Origin of the sequence: Leptolyngbya sp. FACHB-671 (assembly GCF_014695745.1) — a bacterium.
GTDB lineage: Bacteria > Cyanobacteriota > Cyanobacteriia > Elainellales > Elainellaceae > JAAUTN01.
On the sequence record NZ_JACJOV010000026.1, the window covers coordinates 1 to 6725 of the forward strand.

Here is a 6725-nt window from a genome sequence, read left to right on the forward strand (position 1 = left end):
CTTTTTCTCAAGCAGGAGTTGTAGCTGTCGTTCCCGCCCAAGATGACTGTCACTTGATAGCTAGGCTTTTGTTTCTACTCCGGCTGCGCTGCTTCTGAAGGACTGCAAGCCTGTGAGCCATACAACACGTTCAAGCGCCCTCCTGCGTCAGCCTGAACGCACCACAATGTGTTGAGCCAGCACTCGCAAGAAGACCGCATCTAGCTCTGGAATTCGCTCAAATGCAGATTTGCGTCCGCCCCCATCTCGACGAATGCTAGATTGTTGCATCGCAGTTTCATGACTCAACTCTTCCATGCCTAGTCCCACAATTTTGCTTTTGTTTCAACTGACGTGCTTTTATAAGCAATTTGAAGCCATCTTCTGTTCAAACAACCATCGCCGTTTTACCATCAAACCAGCCGAACGATCCCGTTCGGCGGTCTCCGCATCCTTCTACTTGCCATCGAGCTAAAAGAGTTATGAACACAAGAACACTTACGGGCAAAGTTGCCTTGGTTACCGGCGCTTCGCGCGGGTTGGGCGTCGCCATCGCTCACGCCTTGGCCGACAAGGGCGCGGATGTCGCCATCACCTATATGGCGTCGGCGGAGAAAGCGGAAGCGGTCGCGCGTGCCCTGGAACTCAAAGGCATTCGCGCTGCGGCCTTCAGATCTGATCAAGGCGATCCCACCCAAGCTGCTCCGCTCATCCAGAGCGTCATGGAACGTTTCGGGAGACTTGATATCCTGGTCAATAACGCCGCCGTCGCCTATCAAGGCAAATCCATTGACCATCCCGATATTGACAATGCCATGATGGACCAAATGTGGGCGATCAATGTCGGTGGAGTAGTCGCAAATATCCGAGCCGCCAAGGTGTTGCCCGAGGATGGACGGATTATCAGCATCAGTTCAGGAGTAGCAACGCGAGTCGGTTTTGCCGGAGCGGCCGATTACGCGGGCACCAAGGCTGCAGTGGTCGGCTATTCAAAGGGAGCAGCACGAGATCTCGCGCCCCGCAAAATCACCGTGAATGTGGTCGCCGCCGGTTTGATGGAGACCGAAATGGCTGCCGAGGCCGGCGTTGCGGAGATGCTGTTCGCCACGCTCGCAATTCAGCGTTTCGCGCGACTGGAAGAGGTCGCAGCGGGCGTGGTGTTCCTCGCCAGTCCCGCTGCATCTTATATCACCGGCACAGTGCTCAATGTCGAAGGTGGCTATGGTGCATAAGGAAAGCGCTAATACTCAACACGCCGAACCAGGTGCTGCACCTGAGCCGGCCGCATTTAGGTTTTTCGAGGTTCACGGAGCGGGACGGGCAGGTAAGCGAGGTCGTTAACAGTTAACAACATTGCCAGAAATAACCCTAACTCGGCAGTGTTGCTTGTCCTCGCTTTCAGCAGAGTAAGGCTTTAGACCGTACTACACGCGCTCACTCAATGTTCATTTTCGGCAATGTTGTTCAGATCAAGATTGATGTAGCGGTAGTAAGTTGGGCGACTAATTCCGAGGTGGTCACAAATTGAAGTGACTGATCGTCTTGGGTCTGCTGCCAGCGATCGCCCTATCTCAATCTCGAAAATGCGACTTGTCAATTGTGGCAAAGCACTTGATTGAGCGGAAATTAGACCGCATACAGGAGAAAGAGTATCTTGACTCTTTATGGAATGACTGCACATCCTTCTGGCAAGTTTTGTTTGGGTACAACTACTTATATTTTAAGAAACAGGTAGACATTGAGATCAACAAATTGCTTGGTTTCTACCCTGGCTTGAACGTAAGTGAACCGGCTGTAATCCCCGAATCAGTATCACTCGATACTCTCTCGCTTGTTGAAATTCGGGAAATAGACCCAGCCGAGTACCGGGAAATTAAAGATGCTGTATTTGCTAAATATACAGATGCAAACGGATTCATCACCTGTGCTACAAGTGGGTTTAAGAGTCAGATGCGACGGGACTTTCAAGTCGATCACATTAAACCCATGTCGGAAGGTGGTCGAACGACCCTGGACAACCTCAAGTTTTATCTTGCAAAGCTCATACAGAAAAGACACGGATAGACAATGCCAGGATGAGACAAAGGGCTCAGTTTGTCTAGTTGGGATAGCGACTGCAAAATTGCAAAAAGTTCGGGCTCTTGTCAGGTTTTGATGATTGAGAAGCTTACTTTGACTTGAAGTTGAAGATCCTCGTTGTCTCAATCCGCGCTCGCCCCTTAGACTGACAAAGCTCCGGCAGTAATACTGGGGCTTTTTTGCCTGTTCAATGCTCTTGGCTCCTTCTAGACACCCTTGATTGGGTAGGGATGTCAAGCCTTTGTTGTTGCTTTCAACTACCAATTTTCTTAATTCGCGAAATTAATTAGGTCTTGGACTTCAGATATCACCCAAAAAACAGCGTTTCTCCTGAGAGAAAGTTAGTAGAGTTTTGAATTCGGCATGATTGGCTACCTTTCTCATCACCGTTTAACTCAATGCTTAGTCTCCACTCAACACCCTGCTGCTTCAAAACAGCAGCAGCTAAATGCAAATCACCTGTCAAAGCGACAGCAAAAAACGCTGCAAATAGCACTGTCGGCAGAGGAAAAGCTTGATCAGGAGGTTGCACCTCAAATGAAACGACTGTTGTTGCGGGCTTTTGCTGTTTATAGACGACGCGATCGCTTACCCGCAGATACTTTAGCTTGGCATCGTCATAGCCTCAAACGGCGGTTTAGAGAGTGCCTCAATCAGAGGGAGCATCAGCATGGGAGGCGCTCGCCCCTCTGCTTTACTAGGTTTCCTTACTATCTTTCTCTGTTGTTAGACGAACCCTCCAATACACCCCTCGTTTCTCAGCAGAACCAGAATCAACTATTGATATCAGGCATTTCTGGAAAAGGAAGATTCGCTCGCTGGTGGACTCACCATCACAGAAAGCTGCTTGCTCTAGTGAAAGTCTGGCTAGCGAATTGCACCAATCATGCCAAAACAGTGAAGTTTAAGCATAGACTGGGCAGCATTAGCCTAATCCCAATCAAAATCGGTAAGAGAGGGGTCAAAGTCCGAAACGTTTGGATTCACTATCACGACCTCTATCACCTTGAAGTTGCTCAGCTCGATCGAATTCAGATGGGAAACCATTGGGTGAGTGGGGTTAACGGTATTAATGGGCGGGTGTTTCATGACGCTCCCATTGTGGAGGAATACGACAGCTTTTTGGATGAAGCCCGAATTGCTATCCACGAAAGCCTCACTCGTCCTTCCGCTTTTAGCCAACTCAAACTGCTTTGCCGGATGGGATTGCTACTCATACAGGGGATTAATCCTTTGGCGGTCACCATCCGTCACATGAAAAGCCTGAAAAAGAAGCAGGCAGAGCTTTGGCTATAGCTTCTACCGGGTGCCGTTAAACTCAGCGGAGTAGTCACCCATCCCACAAGGGATAACTCTGGTGCCCTTGCCAGAGTTTTGAAAAACCGGCGATCGCCCCACCTGTCTATCCAACCGCTCAATTTTCTCAACCTTCTGCCGTAGCATCTCAATCCCTCGCTCCAGATGCACTGCACCGGAATGTACAAAACTGGTCGGTTTAGGTGCAAAGGTTAGCTATGTCCGGTGAGCTTGGTCGTTAGACAGAAACAGTTCTAGGTGAAACAGTATCTCTACAAAAGGGAGTGTCCTTATCGGTTAAGACGCTCTAAGGAATTTTATGATTATGCAACGACCAACTCAACGCCTGCCCATTATTAGTTTTGGGTTTCTTCTAATTTTTTCTGCTGCTAGTGCAGTCTTTGTTCATCACGTTTCTCCTCTTAGAGACACTAATTTTCAACCTAATAGCGCCAATGCTGGTTCATTAATACCCTGGTTACGGGGAGTACATGAAGACACTTGGTTGCAGGGTGCTTCGGTATTGGCAGGATTGCTTGCTGTGAGCCTAGTACTTATTTTTCGACAGTGGAGCCAAGCAGAAACTCCTCATTCTGCCTCCCGATCGCAAAATGTACTGAGCAAGATTGCAGGTTTCTTATTTTCTGCAAGATGGATTGCTATCGGAAGCAGTCTATTTATGGCACTGTGGCTAGTGGTTCGTCATCACTATGGCTATCTCTACGATCCGAGCAATTTAGGAATGCTCATAATAGCGTCTCTACTGGCAATCCATTTCACATTTATTTTTTGGCTGTGGAACCAATTGGAAAGCAGTGGCAGACACACTCCCTGGTATCAGGGAGTATCAAGAAAAATTGCACAAGCTTTTCTGTTAGCTTATTGGATTGGAATTGGAGCTACCTTATTTTGGGGGTTTCAGTTGCTATTTATTGGTTATCTGCTTGGGCAGTGGTTAGTAGATTAAGAACTTTTACTTACAATTGTCTAACAATTCACTTGGAGCAGACTGATGAAAGATCTTGGTACATGGCGAAGGTTGTTTGCAGCCGCTCAAACGAACCGTTAACAGTTAACATCATTGCCGAAAATGACGCTAACTCGGCAGTGTTTAATTTTCAAGGTGCTAATTAACTAAGCTTACAACTGTACTACAAACACTAGCTCAATGGTCCTTTTGGCAATGTTTCTGCAAAGTGGGATCAGAACGGAGATTGGTCACACCACAACTGAGCCTTCCGACTGATTCGCTCGGATGCTTCCTTTTCGCTCAAATCGATTACTGCCTCCTTAGACTGCGGCAATATTAGGGGGTAGTAGTCCCCATCAAAGCAGAAATCGACTCCAACCAGTTCGATCGCCGTTCGTAACGCTAGGGTGTCATGCATCGGCGGTAGCATAATCATGTTGCACCCGTCGTACTTGCATCTCAGCATAAAGGCAACCTCTTGGGCTGCCTCCTGGGTTTCAAGCAGTAGTCGCAATGGTTGCATGTCAAGATATTAATACATCGCCTCCCCTTTTCTCAATCTTGTCAAAGCTGGTGCAGCGTTACATGGCATTTGTCCGAAGGCGGAAGGGGAGGAAAGCAACCTGGAACTGCTTAAAGGTCCTTCTTAATGCGTTTTGCTATGGAATTCTCCGTTCGCGAAGCGGCTCCCTTGGAGCATCGCTTCTCTCGGTACTTGTCAAAGCCTTACACAAAGCTCTGACACTTTCGATTACACCGCTCTGGGCCAATTTCTACCTCATCATCGACTCATCACTTATGTTTATTCAAGCTAAATTTTCTAGCCGATTTATTCGATTCCTGTCCCTCAGCCTGACCGTTGCAATGCTGTCCTCACTAATGGGACAGATTCCGGCCCAAGCGCAAACCACTTTTTCAGATGTAGCGTCAGATTATTGGGCAGCACAATTCATTCAAGCACTCGTCGATCGTGATGTGATTCGCGGCTTTGCCGACGGCAGCTTTCGCCCCGACGAGCCGATTACTCGTGCCCAGTTTGCCGTTTTGGTCGGGCAGGCGTTCGACCGACCGACTGTTCGCAGTGCCGTTCGTTTTCGGGATGTGCCTAGTAGCTATTGGGCTGCCAGCGCTATCCAAGCCGCTTACACCGAAGGCTTTCTCAGTGGTTATCCTGGCAATGTCTTTAACCCAGATCAGCCCATGCCCCGCGCTCAGGTTTTAGTCGCTCTGGCGAGCGGTCTACAGTTTCAGCCGAGTGGAACCAATGCCAGCGTGACAGGTGGCTTCCTTGACTACGATTCAATTCCTTCTTATGCCCATGATGGCGTGGCGGCGGCGACCTTCCGCGACCTCACCGTGAACTACCCCAACATTGATGTTCTCAATCCCAATCGCGCCGCGACCCGTGCTGAAGTGGCCGCCTCAATTTATCAGGGTCTGGTGGCGACTGGCAGTGCTCCTGCGATCGAGTTTCCCTATATTCCCTAAGCCAAGCGATCGCTCCTGTGCAAAAATGCATAGCGGCAGTGGAGGTATAAGCTTGTAAAAATCATTGAACAGGATCATCGAATGATCAAGCGCATTGTGAGACCGATGATAGGTTCAAGTCATTCAACAGTGTGAGGAGAACCTTGAGCAGGCAAGCACAGCCGGAGTAGATGCTTTACCAAGCACTTAATCCATAGTTAAGTCGCTTCGTCGTACTGCTGTAAACTTAGACAACCATTTCTAGGTCTCGACACCTCACCCAGATGGGAGCTTGATAAAACTCCCCCTCCTGCTCCAATTCAAATTCACCCAACAATACAGCTAGCCACACCTCTACTGGTGGCATTTCCAAGCACTGGCATAACTGGGTAACAGAAACGCGCTCTGGCAATGTTGCTTCTAATCCTTGGGCGATCGCCTTCACCCACTGCGACACATTTTCATCGTGAGCGCACAGCAAAGCTGATCCCTGCGGGTGCGCTAACACCTGCTGCTTTCTCTCCTCCTCAAGGGCTGCTTCTGCCTCCAGGTGCTCTACCATTGCCAGTACCGCTGCCTTGTCAACGGTCGCAACGATCGATCCCTCCTCAGTTCCGCCTGACTTCGCTCGTCTCGCCCGAGACTTTCGAGCTGGAGTTGGCTCCATTAAGTCAGTCAAATCTACTGCCATCGTCTGACGCACCAGGTCAGTAAAAAATCCTTGCTCCACGATCGGATCGCGGGATGCCTCCTCCCACTCGTCCATTAACAGACCTGCTCGTGCTGCACAAATCTGGGCAACTTGAAGCAAGGCTTCTCCGGCAAACCGGAGGCGATCGCCCTCGGGCAGTTGAGCTGCTGCTACTTCCACCGCATCTAACATCTGCGTTACCTCAATCATCTCCGGCATCTGCTGTGCCCGTCGCAACTGGGA

General features: G+C 49.4%; 9 protein-coding genes and 1 pseudogene. 6 read left to right on the forward strand and 4 right to left on the reverse strand.

All coding sequences use genetic code 11. The features are described 5' to 3' along the window. Positions 1-147 precede the first annotated feature (147 nt). On the reverse strand, positions 148-270 hold the full coding sequence (locus H6F93_RS34480; protein ID WP_277882811.1) for a hypothetical protein: 123 nt from the start codon (positions 268-270) through the stop codon (positions 148-150). A gap of 191 nt (positions 271-461) precedes the next feature. Between H6F93_RS34480 and H6F93_RS00915 the strand changes: the two genes are divergently transcribed. The 3 genes from H6F93_RS00915 to H6F93_RS00925 all read left to right on the forward strand — a co-directional run bounded on the left by H6F93_RS00915 (position 462) and on the right by H6F93_RS00925 (position 3354). After that, complete coding sequence (locus H6F93_RS00915; protein ID WP_190678374.1) at positions 462-1211, forward strand: SDR family NAD(P)-dependent oxidoreductase; 750 nt, start codon at positions 462-464, stop codon at positions 1209-1211. A gap of 310 nt (positions 1212-1521) precedes the next feature. Next, complete coding sequence (locus tag H6F93_RS00920; protein ID WP_190678376.1) at positions 1522-2043, forward strand: HNH endonuclease; 522 nt, start codon at positions 1522-1524, stop codon at positions 2041-2043. Positions 2044-2421: 378 nt separating this feature from the next. After that, on the forward strand, positions 2422-3354 hold the full coding sequence (locus tag H6F93_RS00925; protein WP_199313407.1) for a hypothetical protein: 933 nt from the start codon (positions 2422-2424) through the stop codon (positions 3352-3354). A gap of 3 nt (positions 3355-3357) precedes the next feature. Here the strand turns inward: H6F93_RS00925 and H6F93_RS00930 are convergent, their stop codons facing one another. After that, a complete protein-coding gene (locus tag H6F93_RS00930; RefSeq protein WP_190678378.1) occupies positions 3358-3501 on the reverse strand; it encodes a hypothetical protein in 144 nt (47 codons plus the stop codon). A gap of 178 nt (positions 3502-3679) precedes the next feature. On the opposite strand from H6F93_RS00930, the gene H6F93_RS00935 reads away from it, so the two are divergent. Beyond that, positions 3680-4321, forward strand: coding sequence for a hypothetical protein (locus tag H6F93_RS00935; RefSeq protein WP_190678380.1), 642 nt, complete (start codon positions 3680-3682; stop codon positions 4319-4321). Positions 4322-4556: 235 nt separating this feature from the next. Here the strand turns inward: H6F93_RS00935 and H6F93_RS00940 are convergent, their stop codons facing one another. Then, positions 4557-4847: a hypothetical protein gene (locus tag H6F93_RS00940; RefSeq protein WP_190678382.1), complete on the reverse strand. Its 291-nt coding sequence runs from the start codon at positions 4845-4847 to the stop codon at positions 4557-4559. Between the two features lie 275 nt (positions 4848-5122). Here H6F93_RS00940 and H6F93_RS00945 point away from each other — a divergent pair, with 275 nt between their 5' ends. Continuing rightward, complete coding sequence (locus H6F93_RS00945) at positions 5123-5812, forward strand: S-layer homology domain-containing protein (RefSeq protein WP_190678384.1); 690 nt, start codon at positions 5123-5125, stop codon at positions 5810-5812. A 33-nt stretch (positions 5813-5845) separates the two neighbouring features. Beyond that, positions 5846-5944 (forward strand): annotated as a pseudogene (locus H6F93_RS35570) (IS6 family transposase); the annotation flags it as partial. A 94-nt stretch (positions 5945-6038) separates the two neighbouring features. Here H6F93_RS35570 and H6F93_RS00950 read toward each other — a convergent pair. Further along, positions 6039-6725, reverse strand: a 687-nt coding sequence (locus tag H6F93_RS00950; protein WP_206755691.1) for a hypothetical protein, incomplete at its 5' end; no start/stop codon positions are given.

What these genes read in the sequence shown, in the direction of transcription:
- H6F93_RS34480 (WP_277882811.1), bottom strand. Translation starts at nt 270, where the DNA reads ATGCAACAATCTAGCATTCGTCGAGATGGGGGCGGACGCAAATCTGCA.
- H6F93_RS00915 (WP_190678374.1), top strand. Translation starts at nt 462, where the DNA reads ATGAACACAAGAACACTTACGGGCAAAGTTGCCTTGGTTACCGGCGCT.
- H6F93_RS00925 (WP_199313407.1), top strand. Translation starts at nt 2,422, where the DNA reads ATGATTGGCTACCTTTCTCATCACCGTTTAACTCAATGCTTAGTCTCC.
- H6F93_RS00930 (WP_190678378.1), bottom strand. Translation starts at nt 3,501, where the DNA reads ATGCTACGGCAGAAGGTTGAGAAAATTGAGCGGTTGGATAGACAGGTG.
- H6F93_RS00935 (WP_190678380.1), top strand. Translation starts at nt 3,680, where the DNA reads ATGCAACGACCAACTCAACGCCTGCCCATTATTAGTTTTGGGTTTCTT.
- H6F93_RS00940 (WP_190678382.1), bottom strand. Translation starts at nt 4,847, where the DNA reads ATGCAACCATTGCGACTACTGCTTGAAACCCAGGAGGCAGCCCAAGAG.
- H6F93_RS00945 (WP_190678384.1), top strand. Translation starts at nt 5,123, where the DNA reads ATGTTTATTCAAGCTAAATTTTCTAGCCGATTTATTCGATTCCTGTCC.